Annotated in this window: 13 protein-coding genes; 6 read left to right on the top strand and 7 right to left on the bottom strand. The window is 60.8% G+C overall.

All coding sequences use genetic code 11. The features are described from left to right. Positions 1–37 precede the first annotated feature (37 nt). Positions 38–754, bottom strand: a complete 717-nt coding sequence (locus ACA071_RS14755; protein WP_497645022.1) for a helix-turn-helix transcriptional regulator — start codon at positions 752–754, stop codon at positions 38–40. A gap of 189 nt (positions 755–943) precedes the next feature. Here ACA071_RS14755 and ACA071_RS14750 point away from each other — a divergent pair, with 189 nt between their 5' ends. Further along, positions 944–1,996 (top strand): aldo/keto reductase, encoded by a 1,053-nt coding sequence (locus ACA071_RS14750; protein WP_497645021.1) that lies wholly within the window; start codon positions 944–946, stop codon positions 1,994–1,996. Positions 1,997–2,082: 86 nt separating this feature from the next. Here the strand turns inward: ACA071_RS14750 and speB are convergent, their stop codons facing one another. Together speB and ACA071_RS14740 are read right to left on the bottom strand one after the other, a co-directional pair. After that, complete coding sequence (gene speB, locus ACA071_RS14745) at positions 2,083–3,042, bottom strand: agmatinase (protein ID WP_497645020.1); 960 nt, start codon at positions 3,040–3,042, stop codon at positions 2,083–2,085. Between the two features lie 12 nt (positions 3,043–3,054). Next, complete coding sequence (locus tag ACA071_RS14740; RefSeq protein ID WP_497645018.1) at positions 3,055–4,146, bottom strand: polyamine ABC transporter substrate-binding protein; 1,092 nt, start codon at positions 4,144–4,146, stop codon at positions 3,055–3,057. A gap of 101 nt (positions 4,147–4,247) precedes the next feature. Here ACA071_RS14740 and ACA071_RS14735 point away from each other — a divergent pair, with 101 nt between their 5' ends. The 3 genes from ACA071_RS14735 (at position 4,248) to ACA071_RS14725 (ending at position 7,478) form a co-directional block, all read left to right on the top strand. Beyond that, on the top strand, positions 4,248–5,141 hold the full coding sequence (locus tag ACA071_RS14735) for a LysR family transcriptional regulator (protein WP_497645017.1): 894 nt from the start codon (positions 4,248–4,250) through the stop codon (positions 5,139–5,141). Positions 5,142–5,319: 178 nt separating this feature from the next. Then, positions 5,320–6,768: a nucleobase:cation symporter-2 family protein gene (locus ACA071_RS14730; protein WP_497645016.1), complete on the top strand. Its 1,449-nt coding sequence runs from the start codon at positions 5,320–5,322 to the stop codon at positions 6,766–6,768. Between the two features lie 53 nt (positions 6,769–6,821). After that, positions 6,822–7,478 carry a TetR family transcriptional regulator gene (locus ACA071_RS14725; RefSeq protein ID WP_497645015.1) on the top strand — a complete coding sequence of 219 codons (657 nt, stop codon included), beginning with the start codon at positions 6,822–6,824 and terminating at the stop codon, positions 7,476–7,478. Positions 7,479–7,541: 63 nt separating this feature from the next. On the opposite strand, the gene ACA071_RS14720 is transcribed toward ACA071_RS14725, so the two are convergent. From ACA071_RS14720 to ACA071_RS14705, 4 genes are all read right to left on the bottom strand, one after another. After that, on the bottom strand, positions 7,542–11,090 hold the full coding sequence (locus ACA071_RS14720) for a molybdopterin cofactor-binding domain-containing protein (RefSeq protein WP_497645014.1): 3,549 nt from the start codon (positions 11,088–11,090) through the stop codon (positions 7,542–7,544). Between the two features lie 16 nt (positions 11,091–11,106). Continuing rightward, positions 11,107–11,583 carry a (2Fe-2S)-binding protein gene (locus tag ACA071_RS14715; protein ID WP_497645013.1) on the bottom strand — a complete coding sequence of 159 codons (477 nt, stop codon included), beginning with the start codon at positions 11,581–11,583 and terminating at the stop codon, positions 11,107–11,109. 1,254 nt (positions 11,584–12,837) lie between these two features. Continuing rightward, positions 12,838–13,320 (bottom strand): MarR family winged helix-turn-helix transcriptional regulator, encoded by a 483-nt coding sequence (locus ACA071_RS14710; RefSeq protein WP_497645012.1) that lies wholly within the window; start codon positions 13,318–13,320, stop codon positions 12,838–12,840. Between the two features lie 167 nt (positions 13,321–13,487). Continuing rightward, positions 13,488–14,540, bottom strand: coding sequence for a 2,5-dihydroxypyridine 5,6-dioxygenase (locus ACA071_RS14705; RefSeq protein ID WP_497645011.1), 1,053 nt, complete (start codon positions 14,538–14,540; stop codon positions 13,488–13,490). 310 nt (positions 14,541–14,850) lie between these two features. On the opposite strand from ACA071_RS14705, the gene ACA071_RS14700 reads away from it, so the two are divergent. Beyond that, a complete protein-coding gene (locus ACA071_RS14700; protein WP_497645010.1) occupies positions 14,851–15,999 on the top strand; it encodes an FAD-dependent monooxygenase in 1,149 nt (382 codons plus the stop codon). After that, on the top strand, positions 15,996–16,802 hold the full coding sequence (locus ACA071_RS14695) for an alpha/beta fold hydrolase (protein ID WP_497645009.1): 807 nt from the start codon (positions 15,996–15,998) through the stop codon (positions 16,800–16,802). The genes ACA071_RS14700 and ACA071_RS14695 overlap by 4 nt, the downstream gene beginning before the upstream one ends. Positions 16,803–16,811 lie beyond the last annotated feature (9 nt).

Genomic DNA, 16,811 nt, shown 5'->3' with positions numbered 1-16,811 from the left:
TTGTTTGATTCTGGAGCCATGTTAAGGCACTGCTGTGTCAGTTCTTGTCAGGAGTGAAGCGCCCGGCTTCATCCAGTTGCATCTGCTTGCGCCAAGTGCGCAACAGGTCGCTGCGTCGGCCGGGATAACGCTCGCCCTGCTCGCTCGCCGCCGAAATCCGGTCGGTGCGAAAGGTCCGATAGGCGCTGCGCAGTTCGCACCAGGCGACGATGATCCGCACTTCGTTGAGAAACCCTAGCGCCAAAGGCCAGATCAGGCGCTGCGTCGGCACCTGATTGGCATCAGCGTAATCGATATGAAGCTTGGCCTGATTGCGAATGGCCTGGCGAAATACATTCAATGGCACGGCATTTTGTGCAAAGCCATAACCTGACGGGCCGGGCAACACCGTCGGGTTGTGTAACGCCTCCAACGCCTCGGGCGCCAACACCGCGGCAATCTTCGCCAGCGCATCCGCCGCGGCTTTGCTCAAGACCTCATCCCCGCGCTGATCGACATAACGTAAACCGAGCACGATGGCTTCGGTTTCGTCGGCGTTGAGCATCAATGGCGGCAGAAACAGGCCGCTGCGCAGCACATAGCCGATCCCGGCCTCGCCATAGATCGGCGCGCCGAGGGCCGTGAGTTCGGCGATGTCGCGGTACAGCGTGCGTTCGGAAATCTCCAGTTCGCTGGCCAGTGTCGCGGCAGTCGCCGGGCGGCTTTTACCCCGCAACACTTGCAGCAAGGTCAGTAAACGAGTGGTTCGCGACACGATCGGCACGCTCAGTCCGGGAAGATCCCGCAGCTTAGCAAAGGCTGCTGTCAGAAACTGGCAGGAGTGATCGCCCCTTTCATCGGCCCCGAAAAAAGCGTCTTGACGCTGGATATTACTCGCATCATATTAAATACATGTTGTTAGTCATTTATATTCAGCCGCGACGTTTTCCCTCAGGAGTCTCCCATGCATTACAAAGTCTTTGGCCGTAAAACCGGCTTGCGGGTTTCGGAACTGGCGTTGGGCGCCGGTAACTTCGGCACCGGTTGGGGCCACGGCGCCGAGCGCGATGAAGCCAAACGGATTTTCGATGGCTACCTGGAAGCCGGCGGCAATTTCATCGACACCGCCAACGGTTATCAGGGTGGTGAGTCGGAAGGCATGCTCAGCGAGTTCATTGCCGCCGAGCGGGACCGTTTGGTCATCGCCACCAAATACACCATGGGCACTGAGCGCACGGCCAATATTTCCTTCACCGGCAACAACCGCAAGAACATGGTCCGCGCGGCGGAAGAAAGCCTGAAACGCCTGAAAACCGATCACATCGACCTGTTTTGGGCGCACATCAGCGACGGCGTCACGCCGATGGAAGAAATCCTGCGGGGCTTCGACGACCTGGTCCGCGCCGGCAAGATTCACTACGCCGGCCTGTCGAACTTCCCGGCTTGGCGCATCGCCCGCGCCGATGTACTGGCCGAAGTGCGTGGTTTTTCGCCAATTGCCGCGATCCAGACCGAATACAGCTTGGCCGAACGCACCGCCGAACGGGAATTGCTGCCGATGGCCGAAGCGCTGGGCCTTGCCGCAACCTTATGGTCGCCGCTGGGCGGTGGTTTTCTCACCGGCAAGTACCGCACCAACGACGAGAACAACCGCGCGGCCAAACTCGGCATGTTGATCCACACCGAGAAAAGCGCCCGGGAAACTGCCCTGCTAGACACCTTGCTCGCCGTGGCTGCCGAAATGGAGTCCAGCCCGACGCATGTGGCCATTGCCTGGTTGCGCGAGAAAGCCAAGCGTTCGACCACGGCGCTGATTCCGATTCTGGGTTCGCGGACTCGTGAGCAATTGGATGCCACGCTGGGGGCGTTGAATGTGCATTTGAGTGAAGAGCAGTTGTCGCGGCTGGATGGGACCAGCGCTGTGGAACCGGGTGTGCCCCACGCAATGATTGCCGGGTCGGTGGCGCGGTATACCGGGGTTGAGACCCTGGATTTACCGAAGATTCCGGTGGCCTGAAGACCGCCAAGATCGCAGCCTGCGGCAGCTCCTACAGTCGACCGGTGTAGGAGCTGCCGCAGGCTGCGATCTTTTGATTTGATGGGTTAACGGTCGACTTTATGTTTCGCCGCATACAAACACAGCATTTCCATCGCCAACGTCGCCGCCGCCAGTGAGGTAATGTCCGCGTTGTCGTAGGCCGGCGCTACTTCCACCACGTCCATCCCCACCAGATTGATCCCGCGCAAGCCGCCAAGAATCTCCAGTGCCTGCACCGTGCTCAGTCCGCCACACACTGGCGTTCCCGTGCCGGGGGCGAAAGCCGGGTCCAGGCAGTCGATGTCAAACGTCAAGTACACCGGGTTATCACCGACCCGCGCCCGGATCGCCTCGACGATCGCTTCACAGCCCTGACGATGCACCTGCCGTGCGTCCAAGACCTGAAACCCCATGTGATCGTCGTTGGTGGTACGCAAACCGATCTGCACCGAGCGCGACGGATCCACCAGCCCTTCCCTGGCCGCGTGCCAGAACATCGTACCGTGATCGATCCGCTTGCCCTCCTCGTCCGGCCAGGTGTCGCTGTGGGCATCGAAGTGAATCAGTGACAAGGTGCCATGTTTGCGTGCATGGGCCTTGAGCAGCGGATAGGTGATGAAGTGGTCACCACCAAACGTGAGCATCGCGCTGCCTGCGCTCAGAATGTGCTCGGCGTGGGCTTCAATGCTTTCCGGCACCGATTGCGGTGAGCCGAAGTCGAAATCGCAATCGCCATAATCAATCACCGCCAAGTGATCGAACGGGTCAAACGTCCACGGCCAGTGGCGTTCCCAGGCGATCCCGGTGGACGCGGCCCGAATGCCTCGCGGTCCGAAACGCGCGCCGGGGCGGTTGCTGGTGGCGGTGTCGAACGGTACGCCACTGACCGCCACGTCGACCCCGCGCAAGTCGCGGCTGTAACGGCGGCGCATGAAACTGGTGATACCGGCGTAGGTGCTTTCGGCGGCAGTCCCGTAAAGGCTGTCGCGGGTCATGGCCTGGTCGTTTTGCACAGGGAGATCCATGGTGATTCCTTATTATTGGCGGCTACGGAAAGTGGTCCACAAGCGGGTGCGCTGGCGCATGTCCTTGAGGCTCATGCTGCGGTCGGCGTACAAACGGTCGCGAACGTCGGCCAGCGGGTAGATATCCGGGTCAGTGCGCACCGCTTCATCCACCAGCGGTGTGGCGGCGGTGTTGGCGGTGGCGAAGAACAGGGTGTTGGTCAGCGCGGCCACGGATTCGGGGCGCAACATGAATTCGATGAACTGCCGCGCGGCTTCGGGGTGCGGTGCGTCCTTGGGGATCGCCAGGTTGTCCTGCCACACCAGCGTGCCTTCCTTGGGAATCCGGTACGCCACTTCATAAGGCTTGTTAGCCTTGCGCGCCTGATCGGCGGCCATGCTCGCGTCGCCGTTGTAGGTCAGGGCCAGGCAGACACTGCCGTTGGCCAGATCGTTGATTTGCCGACCGCTGGCGACGTACAGCACATTCGGCTGCAACTGATGCAACAACGCCTCGGCGGCTGACAGATCTGTCTTGTCGACGCTGTAGGGATCTTTACCGAGGTAATGCAGCGCCAGACCGATCACTTCCTGGGGCGAATCGATGATCGCAATGCCGCAGTCTTTCAGCTTGCTGGCGTATTCGGGCTTGAATAGCAGGTCCAGGCTGTTGAGCGGTACGTCGGGCAAGCGTTTTTTCACTTCGTCGACATTCATCCCCAAACCCAAAGTGCCCCAGGTGTAGGGCACGCCGTAGCGGTTGCCGGGATCGACCGCGGCGAGTTTCTCCAGCAAATCCGGGTCAAGGTTGGCGTAACCCTTGAGCCCCTCATGTGGAATCGCCTTCAGCGCGCCAGCCGCCAAGCCACGGGCCAGAACGCTGGACGATGGCACCACCACGTCATAGCCGCTGCCGCCCGTGAGCAATTTGGTTTCCAGGACCTCGGGGGCATCGAACGTGTCGTAACGCACATGAATGCCGGTTTCCTTTTCGAAGCGCTGCAAGGTTTCGGGTGCCACGTATTCGGCCCAACTGTAGAGGTTGACGACGTTTTCCTCGGCCTGGGCCGACGCAGCCATGGCGAATAAAAGCGCGGGAAAACACAGCTTGAAGAGAGGAGCCATGACAAACACCTGACCAGTTGGAGTGGTTGCAGCGTGCGCCGTCGGATACATTGGAAAAATATCAAGTTTGTTAACCTGACTTTATCCAGAGGTAATGTGTGATGCTCGGTCAACTCCACGATCTGGACCTGCAACTGCTGCGCCTGTTTGTCAGCGTGGTCGAATGCGGCGGCTTCAGCGCGGCCCAGGGTGAACTGGGTTTGAGCCAGTCGAGCATCAGCCAGCAAATGGCCAAGCTCGAGACCCGGCTTGGCTATCGTTTATGCAGTCGCGGCAAGGGCGGTTTTCGGATCACGCCCAAGGGCGAGCAATTGCTGGTCGCCATTCGCGGACTGTTCGAATCCATCGAAGCGTTCCGCCATCAATCCAACGGCGTGGCCGGGCGGTTGATTGGCGAAGTGCGCCTGGGCTTGTCCGAAGCCCTCGATCAATCGGTGCTGCAGCGGGTGGCGGACGCAATCCGGCGCTTTCGCGAGCGGGATGAATCGGTGCGCATCGAGCTGATCAGCGCCATGCCCGGGGAAATGGAGCGGCTGATGCTGCAACAGCGGCTGGACCTGGCGATCGGTTATTTCTCACAGGTGCAAAGTGCTTTTGACTACCGTGAGTTGTTCAGCGAAACCCAGCATTTGTATTGCGCGCCGGGGCATCCGTTGTTTACCAATGAGGCGCCGGATGATGAGGCGCTGCAGGCGTGTGATCGGGTGGATCATCCTTATCGGTTTCTGCGCAGTGACGAGCCGTTTCAAGGAAAGTTGTGTTCGGCGCGGTCGGAGCAGGTTGAGGGCACCCTCGCCTTTATTCTGTCCGGTAAACACGTCGGGTATCTGCCGAGCCACTTTGCTCGTAGCTGGGAGGATAAGGGGTTGCTTCGCGCAGTGCGTGTAGGAGAAATGAGTTTCGATGTGGGATTTCACCTGGCGCGGCATCGGGCGCAGGTGGCCGGGGATGCGCAGAAGGCGTTTGAAGAGGATTTGCTTGCCGCGTTCGCTTGACCTGATCGTTCCCCCGCTCCGCGTGGGAATGCTTCAAGGGACGCCCTGCGTTCCATTGGACGCGGAGCGTCCCGGGCTGCATTCCCACGCGGAGCGTGGGAACGATCACGGTGTGAGGTTGTAAGTTTTCTGGCATCCTGCGCCTCCATTTTCTGACCTGGCCCCTGGCGCTTTCCTCGTGACCTCATCCGAACACGCAAAACCCCAGCCCCGCTCCGACCTGATCTACGGTCTCAACGACCGCCCCCATTTGACCGCCACGGTCTTCGCCGCCCTGCAACATGTGCTGGCAAGTTTCGTCGGCATCATCACCCCGACCCTGATCATGGGCGGCGCGCTGGGCCTGCAAAGCGAAATCCCGTACCTGATCAGCATGGCGCTGTTCGTTTCCGGCCTGGGCACTTTCGTCCAGGCCCGGCGCTTTGGCCCGGTGGGTTCCGGTTTGCTGTGCCTGCAAGGCACCAGTTTTTCCTTTATCAGCGTGATCCTCAGCGCCGGGTTCATGGTCAAGGCCCGGGGCGGCGGCACCGATGAGATCCTGTCGACGATCTTCGGCGTGTGCTTTTTCGCAGCCTTCATTGAAGTGGTGTTGAGCCAGTTCATCGGCAAACTGCGGATGCTGATCACCCCGGTGGTCACCGGGACCATCATCACCCTGATGGGCCTGTCGCTGATCAAGGTCGCCATGACCGACATCGCCGGCGGCTTCGGCGTGGCGGACCTCGGCGCCAGTCATCATTTGGCTCTGGCGGCGTTGGTGCTGGGGACCATCGTGGTGCTGAACCGGGTCGATGTGCCATTTCTGCGCCTCGGGGCGATTGTCATTGGCCTGACCCTCGGCTATGTCGTCGCCTGGCTGATGGGCGATGTCGATTTCGCCAGCCTGCCCGCCGTGCCGCTGATGAGCGTACCGGTGCCGTTCAAATACGGTTTCAACTTCGATTGGGTGGCGTTTGTACCGGTGGCGGTGATTTTCCTGGTGTCGCCGCTGGAAGCTGCGGGTGACCTGACAGCCAACTCGATGATTTCCCGGCAGCCGGTCAAAGGCCCGATCTACATTCGCCGGATCAAGTCCGGCCTGCTCGCCGATGGCCTCAATTCGGCCATGGCCGCGGTGTTCAACAGCATGCCGATGGTGACCTTCGCCCAGAACAACGGGGTGATCCAACTCACTGGCGTGGCCAGTCGTTACGTGGCGTTTTTCATTGCCGGGCTGTTGGTGTTGTTGGGGTTGTTCCCGATGATCGGCGCGGTGCTGCAACTCATGCCGAAACCGGTGCTCGGCGGCGCCGAATTGGTGATGTTCGGCACCGTGGCCGTAGCCGGGATCAAGATCCTCGCCGAAGCCGGCCTGCATCGGCGCAACATGCTGATCGTGTCGATTTCCCTCGGCATGGGCCTGGGCATCGCGGCGGTGCCGGAAGTGTTGCGCGAACTGCCGCTGGCCCTGCACAACATCTTCGAATCGCCGATTACCGTGGGTGCGCTGTGCGCGATCATTCTCAACGTGTTCCTGCCCGAAGAATTCATGGAGCTGGAAGAGGATGACTTCGACCCGGAAGCATCGATCCTGCAGGTCATGGAAAACCCGCCGGCCACTGAAACATCCCCAAGCCTGAACCGCTGAACGGAGCGTGCTACATTCCCAGCGACTCCGCTTGGCACAAGGTTGACCGCACGTTGAACAAGAAGACCGGTATCCGGGCCGCCCAGGCCCAGCAGACCCGCACACGGATTCTCGAAGCAGCGGTGAAAGTGTTCACCCGCGACGGCTATTCCGGGGGGCGGGTCGAGAGCATTTCCCGGGAAGCCGAGTCCAACGACCGCATGCTCTATTACTACTTCGGCAGTAAAGAGCAGCTGTTTATCTGCGTGCTGGAACACACTTACGAGCAGTTCAACAAGGCCGAGAGCCGGTTGAAGCTGGACCTGAGCCAACCGCTGGTGGCGTTGCAGGATCTGGTCGCGTTTGTCTGGCATTACTACGTCAAGCACCCGGAATTCGTGGCGATTCTCAGCAATGAGAACCTCCACGGCGGCAAGCACGCGCAGCAGTCCAGCGAGTTGCGCAGATTGTCAGGGGAAGCAGTCGGGGTGCTAAAGCCGATCATCGAGGCGGGTCAGGCGCAGGGCTTGTTTCGTGAGGTGCTAGACATCAAGCATGTGTATTTGATGATTGCTTCGCTTTGTTATTTCTATAACTCCAACCGGCATACGCTGAGTTCGTTCCTCGGCGAGGATTTAGCGGACAAGGGGCAGCAGCAGAATTGGTTGGGGTTTATTCAGGATTTGGTGGTGCGGGGGGTGATGAGGTTGCCTGGTCAGGATTTGGGGTGACTGGGCCGGCCTCTTCGCGGGCAAGCCTCGCGCCTACAGGTACGAGGCTTGCTCGCGATGCTTTTAATGGCTCCCCGGATTTGCCCGCAAATGCGCCACTTTCTGCTCCAACCCTTCCCACCCCGGCGCATTCCCCGCAAACCGATTGCGCAAATACGCCGCCAATTCCGCCACCTGCGTGTTCGACAGGCTGTCCTTGAAAGCAGGCATGTAACCCAAGTCCTTGGTCGCCGGGGTATCGATGCCTTGCAAAATAACCTTGATCAAATTGTCCGGCAGATCGCTGTGCACGTTGGTGTTGGTGGCCAGCGACGGACTTACGCCAAACAGCTTCGGCCCCAAACCATCGGCGTGACAGGCCTTGCACGAACCTTCGAATACACGCTGGCCATTGCTCAAGGAAACAGTGGCCACCGGACGCGTGGCTTTCTCTACGACTTGGGCTTCAGCCTGCGCGCCATTAAGTGACGCCAGGTACACCGCCATCGCCCGAATATCCGCCGTGGGCAACTTCGCCAGTTCCGTGACCACCGGCCCCATCGGCCCGGTCGCAACGCCATGTTCAGCGGAATAGCCAGTGCTCAAGTAACCGAACAACTGATCCTCAGTCCACGGCGTCGGTGACTTGGACAAACCATTCAGCGCCGGCGCTTCCCAACCATCAACCATGCCGCCCGCGAGGAATGAAGCACCGCCCTTCTCCGCCCCCATCAAATTGCGCGGCGAATGGCAGGCCGCGCAGTGGCCCAAACCGTTGACCAGATAATTGCCGCGATTCCACTGCTCACTTCGCTGCGGCTGCACGCTGATTTCCCCCTTGCGCAAAAACAATGCATTCCACCCCGCCATCAGTGGCCGCAGGTTGAACGGAAAGCGCATGTCGTTAGCCTTCGCCGCTTGGCTGACCGGCGTTTGCGACATCAGGTACGCGTACAACGCCTGCATGTCCGCATCATTGATATTACGAAACGCGGTGTAGGGAAACGCCGGATACAAATTGCGCCCATCGCGACCAATGCCGTCGCGCATTGCTCGTTCGAATGCCGGGTACGACCAGTTGCCAATCCCGGTCTTCACGTCCGGGGTGATGTTGCTGCTGTAGAGCGTGCCGAACGGCGTCTCCATCGCCAAGCCGCCGGCATTGGTCGCGCCGCCGGGCGCGGTGTGGCACACCGCACAATCGCCGACCGCCGCCAGTAAACGCCCCCGTTCCAGGGTGGCGGTGGACCAGGTGCCGGCGCTCGGTGGCGCAATCGGTGCGATTTCACCGTGGAATGGCCACGCCGTCGCCGCCATGCCGAGCACCGCGCCGAATGCCGCAAACAGCGAACCGAACAGCCACTTGGAACGCTTGGTTGGGGACTTCGGCGGCTCGTCACAGGTGCCGGCATTCAGCGCCGCCAACACGCGCTCCGGGGTGATCGGCAGCTCGCGAAAACGAATCCCGGTGGCGTCATAAATCGCATTGGCAATCGCCGCCGCGCTCGGCACCGACGCCGATTCACCGGCGCCCATCGGTGGCTGGTCCTGGCGCGGCATCATCAGCACGTCGATCTGCGGCACCTCGGGGAAGGTCAGGATCGGATAACCGCCCCACTCCTTGCTCGCTACCGTCGATTCTTCGAAGGTCACCCGCTCCTTGAGCACGCGGCTGGTGGACTGGATGACGTTGCCGTGAATCTGATGCTGCACGCCGTCAGGGTTGATCATCATCCCCGAGTCATGGCCGATCACCACCCGTGTGACCGAGACGTCACCGGTCTGGCGGTCAATCGCCACGTCCGCCACCCACGCCGCCCACGCCGCGCCGAAACCGGGGAATTTGCTGTGGATATAGCGCGCGTAGGCGAAGCCGCGACCGCGCAATAACTGGTCCTCATTCGGGGTTTGCATCGGCGCGGTGCGGGGCGTCCAGGCCGCGCGTTCGGCAGTGGATTTCACCAGGTCGATGGCGCGCTCGTCGTGCAGATAACGCAGCCGGTATTCCACCGGATCGACGCCGGCCGCAAAGGCCAACTCATCGATATACGACTCGTGGGCGAAGGTGTTCGGCAGCGCGGAAACCCCGCGCATCCACGAGGCGCGGACAATCGGCGCCATGTCGTTGATGGTCACGCGCATGTGTTCGTAGTCGTACGGAGGAATCGAGGTGCGGTCGCCCATTTCGAACATCGCCGCCACCGGCTCGACGCGCCCGGTCAGCAACAAGGCCAGGGTCGGCGCGCCGTTGGACGGGTAGCTGGTCTGGAAATCATAGGCGGCGACGCTGCCATCGGCGTTCAAGCCGCCATCGACGTCCATCAGTTGCGCGGTGCCTTTGGGCTCCCACAGATGCTCTTGTTCGCGGGTCAATTGCACGCGCACCGGTTTGCCGACCGCTCGCGATAACAGCAAGGCATCGGCGCAGACATCGTCGGCACAGTTGCGCCCGTAACAGCCGGACGCTTCCATGCGAATGATCTCGATGGATTCTTCCGCGCATTCCAGCAACCAGGCGAGATCGGCCCGCAGCAAATGCGGATTCTGGCTGCCGGACCATACGCGACTGCCCGACACCTGATAGTCCGCGACGCCGCAGGACGGGCCGATCGAACCGTGCATTTGATACGGCCACATATAGGTGCGCGGCATGCGTTGACTGGCGGCGGCCAAGGCTTCGTCGACGTTGCCTTGATCGAGGACCACCCGTTGCACTCGCGGGTTGTCGCGGATTGCTTGCTCGACATTGTTTAAATCTGGCAACCCCTGATTCCAGGCTTTCCAGGTGACTTTCAACGCCTGGGCAGCCTTGATCGCCTGTTCTTCGCGCAGGGCGACGACGCCGACGAAATCGCGAATCACCACCACCGCGACGATCCCGGCGATGTGCGCGATGGAGGATTCATCGACCTCCAGCAGGCTGTTGCCGACAAAGTCACCGCAATCGAGCCCGGCATACGGTGGACGAATCACTCGACCGTGGAGCATGTCTGGCACGCGCATGTCGTGGACGTAGGTCAGCTCACCCGTCGCCTTGCCTGGAATGTCCACCCGGGCGGCGCCTTTGCCCACCAGTCGATAGTCTTCGGCGGGTTTGAGCGGTGCGGTGCCGGAGATGCGCAGTTCGATGTGCTCGCCGCTGACCAGTTCCGCGTAAGTCGCTTTGCGACCATCCTCGGCTTGAATCACGCCGGCTTCGATTTTCAGGCTGCTGGCATCGAGGGACCAACGCTCCGCCGCTGTTTCCAATAGATAGCGCCGGGCTTCAGCGGCGGCATTACGCAACGGAATCGCGGAAATCTGCAGCGTCGCACTGGCAATGGTCGCGCCCTGATTCGGCGCACGCTCGGTATCGCCGAGCACCATGCACACCTGCTCCATGTGCAAATCGAGTTCTTCGGCGACGATCTGCCCCAGCGAGGTGCGAATGCCGGTGCCGAGGTCGACATGCCCGTTGAACGCATACACGCACCCGTCATCGCTGATAGCAATAAACAGCCCCAGTTCTTTGGGTTTGATCAGCGGCGTGCCGCCCTTCGCCACGGGGCCGGACGGCGGCAGGATGTCGTCGACGATCAGCAGCACGCCGGTCTTGGCCAGGAGTTGGTCGCGGGTTGGGATGGAGTCAGTCATGGTCATCGATCCACATTCAAGGCATTTGACGGGCGGCACGCAGCACCGCGCGGAGGATTTCGATATGGGTGCCGCATCGGCAGAGGTTGGCCGAGAGTTCGTTGCGGATCTGGGTTTCGCTGGGGTGCGGAATGCGGTCGAGCAAGGCCTTGGCGGTCATGATCATGCCGTTGAGGCAATAACCGCATTGCGCCGCTTGCTCATCGATAAAGGCTTGCTGCACCGGGTGCGGATCGGCGCGGGTACCGAGGCCTTCGAGGGTGACGATTTGCCGGTCCACGGCGCCGGCCAACGGAAATACGCAAGAGCGCGCGGCCACGCCGTCGATGATCACCGTGCACGCCCCGCACTCGCCCAGGCCGCAGCCGTACTTCGGGCCGTTGAGGTGCAGGTCATTGCGCAAAATCAGCAATAACGGCGTGTCCGCCATGGCGGTGACTGTGGTGGTGAGGCCGTTGACCTCAAGCGCTACCGTGATTTCCTGGCTACTCATTCGCTTCGCCTGCTTCGTTTGATGAAGTATCCGCTACACCAAAAGGTCAAAAAAAACGTCGCGAGCCAGATTGGGTTGTGGCGACGCGACACACTTGACTGGTGAAGTGGCTACTACATGAAATAAGAGCAAAAACGATGCCAGGCGCCAATACGCGGTCTGTAGCAACTGCCGAAGCCTGGTTTCGGCTTGTAGCAGCTGTCGAGGTACGAGGCTGCGTTCGGCTCATGTAGCAGCTGTCGAGGTACGAGGCTGCGTTCGGCTCATGTAGCAGCTGTCGAGGTACGAGGCTGCGTTCGGCTCATGTAGCAGCTGTCGAGGTACGAGGCTGCGTTCGGCTCACATGTAGCAGCTGTCGAGGTACGAGGCTGCGTTCGGCTCACATGTAGCAGCTGTCGAGGTACGAGGCTGCGTTCGGCTCACATGTAGCAGCTGTCGAGGTACGAGGCTGCGTTCGGCTCACATGTAGCAGCTGTCGAGGTACGAGGCTGCGTTCGGCTCACATGTAGCAGCTGTCGAGGTACGAGGCTGCGTTCGGCTCACATGTAGCAGCTGTCGAGGTACGAGGCTGCGTTCGGCTCACGTAGCAGCTGTCGAGGTACGAGGCTGCGTTCGGCTCACGTAGCAGCTGTCGAGGTACGAGGCTGCGTTCGGCTCACGTAGCAGCTGTCGAGGTACGAGGCTGCGTTCGGCTCATGTAGCAGCTGTCGAGGTACGAGGCTGCGTTCGGCTCATGTAGCAGCTGTCGAGGTACGAGGCTGCGTTCGGCTCACATGTAGCAGCTGTCGAGGTACGAGGCTGCGTTCGGCTCACATGTAGCAGCTGTCGAGGTACGAGGCTGCGTTCGGCTCACATGTAGCAGCTGTCGAGGTACGAGGCTGCGTTCGGCTCACATGTAGCAGCTGTCGAGGTACGAGGCTGCGTTCGGCTCACATGTAGCAGCTGTCGAGGTACGAGGCTGCGTTCGGCTCACATGTAGCAGCTTCGAGGTACGAGGCTGCGCTCGGCTCATGTAGCAGCTGTCGAGCCTGCGAGGCTGCGTTCGGCTGCGAAGCGGTCGTCAAACCTGAGTGCACGGTCTTCCTGATGCACCGCGTTGGCTGATTTCACGACTGCTTCGCAGCCGAACGCAGCCTCGCAGGCTCGACAGCTGCTACATGAGCCGAACGCAGCCTCGTACCTCGGCAGCTGCTACACCGGCCGGATGTCGGCTCGGCAGCTGCTACAGAGCACGTGTTTTGCCAGTGGCTGTGATCAGTCTTGTGGGTCGTCGATCATTTTGCGCAGCAGGAACAGCACTGCGACCCGTTCTGCCGGGTTGAGATTGCTCAGGGTCAGCTCGGTGATTTTCCCCGCGCAGGGCACGGTTTGCTGCACCAGGCGGTCGCCGGTTTCGGATAAGCCGACGATGACTTTGCGCCGGTCTTGCGGGTCGGGTTCGAGGGTGATCAGTTCCCGGGCCTTGAGCCGCTCGACGATGCCGCGAATGGTCGCCTGGTCCACAGCGGTGGCCTTGACCAGTTCGGTCAGAGAGCTGGGGCCGTGATCGCGCACGGCGCACAGGGTGACGAACTGCACCGCTGTGAGCTGGGAATCACCGACGTTCTGCTGAAAAATCGCCATATGCCGCTGATAAGCCTTGCGCAGCAAATGCCCGACTTGTTCGGAGAAAACGTAGGAAGCATCAGGAGTTTCAGGCACGGCAGACTCGAAAGGCGATGAAGGTTGGGGAGGCATGATGGACAGGTTGGGGATTGGACTCAAGCGCGGCTTGGGGGCAAATACCTGGAACCGCTTTTCGTAGGAGCAAGGCTTGCCCGCGATGGCTCCCGTGAGATCGCCATCGCGGGCAAGCCTTGCTCCAACAGGTTTCAGCGTTTCAGAAAACCCAAGCGCATTCGGGTTTAGCGAACCCGGGAGGCCTCTGGCGCCACCACGTCCCCGCCAATCACCACCGCCTGGTCATCCAGGTACACATCACAATTGCGCAGTGGAATGTCCAGGTGACACGGGGTTTTGCGCTTGCCGCCGACTTCGGTGTTCGGCCCGGTGGAGAACAGGAAGTTGCCGTAGAACGCCCGGGCGTCCATGCACATGCCGTCGTTCTTATCGTGCAGGCCCATGGCCGTCCACTGGGCTTTTGGCTGCAAGCCCCAGCCGATGTGGGAGATGCCGTACACCTCGGGATCGTTGAAATACTTCATGTAATCGCGCAGGTATTCGGCCTCGAAACCGCCGTGGATCGAGGTGATAAAGCCTTTCTCGATCTCCAGGGTGATCTTCTCCCGGGCGTAGGTCTTGAACGGCAGCACGATGTCGCCGATATCCAGCACCAGTACGCCTTCGGCGGTTTCTTCGTTGGGCCAGGAGAACAGAAACCCGCTGGGCCAGTGGTCCCAACGCCCCGGTTCATCGGCGAAACCATACTCGGTGACCGCCGGATATTGCCCCAGCGCCGCGCGAAAATCGCTGCCGGCGCGGGATGTGACGTGGATCGAACGCGCCTGTTTCAGTAGTTTTTCCGCCGCCATCACCCGCACCTTGTCCGCCTCGGTCGGCAGCATCCGCGCCAGCACTTCCGGGGGCTCGACGGCCAACAGGATTCGGGTGCCGGTCTTGAGGATCTGCTCCTGCTCCGGCGAGTGCAGCAGCATCATCGTGTCGACGATCAGGTCCGCCGCTTCCAGCGCCCGTTGCGCGGCGATATTGCCGGTCAGCGCGGTATCGCCGCAGTAGGCGGTCATGTCATTGCCCATGGCCGTCGGGTGGTTGAACGACGGCAACTCCACCGCGTACACCTTGGCGCCCAAGCGCTGGGCGGCGTCCATCGCAGCACGCACGGTGCGCGGGTCGGAATAGTGGCTCTTGAGCACGGCGACACTCTGGGTCGAGTCGACCTTCGACAGCTTCAACACGTGTTCAAACATCTGGGTCAGTTCGCAATCGCTTACCGGCATTTCCAATCTCCTCAATCGTCTGCTGCGCACCAAGTCGAGGCGCCCTGCCTCACTCTAGTGCAATTTTATAGTGTGTACGCCACTTATTAACGATAAGACCTGAAATGCGAGCGGACTGCAAGCGCCAGGCCATAACGTTACCAACCCACACAAACCCAACAAACAATGGTTACATTCAGTGACTACCGAGAAAAAGCGCTGAAAATTAATTTTACCGGCGGCTCTTTCTTTTTGAAAAATACAGCGTATACACTTTAAAAACCTTGCGGCGACACAGCCAGCGACCATTCGAAGAAGAGGAACAAGCCCCATGGCCAACACGCAAAAAATCGCCATCGTCGGTGCAGGTCTTGGCGGTGCAGCCGCTGCGACACTGTTGCAACAAGCCGGGTTCCAAGTGGACATCTACGAACAAGCCCCGGAGTTCTCCCGCCTCGGCGCCGGGATCCACATGGGCCCGAACATCATGAAAATCTTCAGGCGCATGGGCATCGAGCAGCAGCTCGACCTGATGGGCTCGCACCCGGATCACTGGTTCAGTCGTGATGGCCTGAGCGGCGACTACCTGTCGCGCATCCCGCTGGGGGATTTCGCTCGCAAGGAATACGGCGCGTCCTACGTCACCGTGCACCGCGGCGACCTGCACGCCTTGCAGATGTCGACCATCAAACCCGGCACCGTGCACTTCAACAAACGCCTGGAAACCCTCGAAGAAACCGACACCCAAGTGCGCCTGACTTTCAGCGACGGCGAAGTCACCTACGCCGACATCGTCATCGGCGCCGACGGGATCAATTCGAAGATTCGTGAGGAGCTGCTCGGCGCGGAAAAACCGCTGTACAGCGGCTGGGTGGCGCACCGGGCGCTGATCCGTGGCGATCAACTGGCCAAGTACGATTTGAAGTTCGAGGACTGCATCAAGTGGTGGACCGAGGACCGGCACATGATGGTCTACTACACCACCGGCAAGCGCGACGAGTACTACTACGTCACCGGCGTGCCGCACCCGGAGTGGGATTTCCAGGGCGCGTTCGTCGATAGCAGCCGCGAAGAAATGTTCGAGGCGTTCCAGGGTTATCACCCGACCGTGCAGGCCTTGATCGAGTCCACCGAAAGCGTGACCAAATGGCCGCTGCGCAACCGCAACCCGCTGCCGCTGTGGAGCCGTGGCCGACTGGTGTTGCTCGGTGACGCCTGCCACCCGATGAAACCGCACATGGCCCAAGGCGCTGGCATGGCCATCGAAGATGCGGCGATGCTCACTCGCTGCTTGCAGGAAACCGGCCTCGGCGACTACCGCACCGCATTCGAACTCTACGAAGCCAACCGCAAGGAGCGCGCCTCCCGCGTGCAGTCCGTTTCCAACGCCAACACCTGGCTGCGCACCCAGGAAGATCCGGCTTGGGTCTACGGTTACGACTTGTACGCCCAAGCGCTGAAATCGGGGGTGGCCGCGTGAGCACTTTCGTCCATGGCGGCAACGTCCAGGCCAACGGCATCCGCCAGCATTACTTGCGTTACGGCGGTAAGGGCCCGGCGCTGGTGCTGATTCCGGGCATTACCAGCCCGGCGATCACCTGGGGTTTTGTCGCTGAACGTCTCGGTGAGCATTTCGATACTTACGTGCTCGATGTACGTGGTCGCGGCCTCTCCGCCACTGGCCCGGAGCTGGACTACAGCGCCGACACCTGTGCCGATGACATTGGTGCCTTTGCCCAAGCCATGAACCTCGACAACTATCACTTGGTCGGCCACTCCATGGGCGCCCGTTTTGCCGTGCGCAGCGCCGTGAAGCATCCAGCCGGAGTGAATCGTCTGGTGCTGATTGACCCGCCGGTGTCCGGTCCTGGCCGGCGCGAATACCCGAGCAAACTGCCGTGGTACGTCGATTCGATCCGTCAGTCATTAATCGGGATGGATGCCGAGGCGATGCGCGCCTTCTGTGCCACCTGGACCGATGAACAATTGCAGCTGCGCGCCGAATGGCTGCACACCTGCTACGAACCGGCCATCGTCCGCGCCTTCAACGATTTCCATGACGTGGATTTCCATCAGGACCTGCCAAAACTCCAGGCCCCGGCGCTGCTGATGATTGCCGGTCGCGGCGGCGTGATTCAGCCCGAGGACGAAGCGGAAATCCTCGACCTGCAACCGAACATTCGCAGCGTCCACGTCGACAACGCCGGACACATGATCCCTTGGGATGATCTTGAAGGCTTCTTCGCCGCTTTCGGTGATTTCCTCGGCCCGCGCCTCAACTAATCGAATCGG

This window comes from Pseudomonas sp. LBUM1646 (assembly GCF_059716165.1).
Note: the sequence above shows the minus strand (reverse complement) of the source record. Positions and strands in the feature narration are given on the sequence as shown.

Bases quoted from the DNA above. Each gene is read 5' to 3' on its own strand.
- ACA071_RS14750 (WP_497645021.1), top strand. From the start codon at position 944: ATGCATTACAAAGTCTTTGGCCGTAAAACCGGCTTGCGGGTTTCGGAA.
- speB (WP_497645020.1), bottom strand. From the start codon at position 3,042: ATGGATCTCCCTGTGCAAAACGACCAGGCCATGACCCGCGACAGCCTT.
- ACA071_RS14740 (WP_497645018.1), bottom strand. From the start codon at position 4,146: ATGGCTCCTCTCTTCAAGCTGTGTTTTCCCGCGCTTTTATTCGCCATG.
- ACA071_RS14735 (WP_497645017.1), top strand. From the start codon at position 4,248: ATGCTCGGTCAACTCCACGATCTGGACCTGCAACTGCTGCGCCTGTTT.
- ACA071_RS14720 (WP_497645014.1), bottom strand. From the start codon at position 11,090: ATGACTGACTCCATCCCAACCCGCGACCAACTCCTGGCCAAGACCGGC.
- ACA071_RS14715 (WP_497645013.1), bottom strand. From the start codon at position 11,583: ATGAGTAGCCAGGAAATCACGGTAGCGCTTGAGGTCAACGGCCTCACC.
- ACA071_RS14710 (WP_497645012.1), bottom strand. From the start codon at position 13,320: ATGCCTCCCCAACCTTCATCGCCTTTCGAGTCTGCCGTGCCTGAAACT.
- ACA071_RS14705 (WP_497645011.1), bottom strand. From the start codon at position 14,540: ATGCCGGTAAGCGATTGCGAACTGACCCAGATGTTTGAACACGTGTTG.
- ACA071_RS14700 (WP_497645010.1), top strand. From the start codon at position 14,851: ATGGCCAACACGCAAAAAATCGCCATCGTCGGTGCAGGTCTTGGCGGT.